Below are 328 nucleotides of genomic sequence, written 5' to 3'. Positions count from 1 at the left end.
TATACTTGGGGACCTTAGCTGATGGTCTGGGCTGTTTCCCTTTTGACGATGGATCTTAGCACTCACCGTCTGACTCCCGGACATAAGTCATTGGCATTCGGAGTTTGACTGAGTTCGGTAACCCGATGAGGGCCCCTAGCCCAATCAGTGCTCTACCTCCAAGACTCTAAGGGTCCCACCGGACACAAGCTTACGCTCGCGTCCGGCGAGGTCCCGATCCGAGGCTAGCCCTAAAGCTATTTCGGGGAGAACCAGCTATCTCCGAGTTCGATTGGAATTTCACCGCTAGCCACACCTCATCCCCGCACTTTTCAACGTGCGTGGGTTC

The 328-nt window shown here is 54.9% G+C and carries 1 rRNA gene (cut by a window edge); it reads right to left on the bottom strand.

Annotated elements, in window-relative coordinates:
- Positions 1 to 328, bottom strand: a 23S ribosomal RNA gene (locus tag ACFSO0_RS19755); its annotated part reaches 384 nt to the left of the window's first position; the annotation flags it as partial.

This window comes from Brevibacillus sp. GCM10020057 (assembly GCF_042683565.1).
In the GTDB taxonomy this organism is placed as follows: domain Bacteria; phylum Bacillota; class Bacilli; order Brevibacillales; family Brevibacillaceae; genus Brevibacillus.
This window is presented reverse-complemented; position numbering and strand designations above follow the sequence as displayed.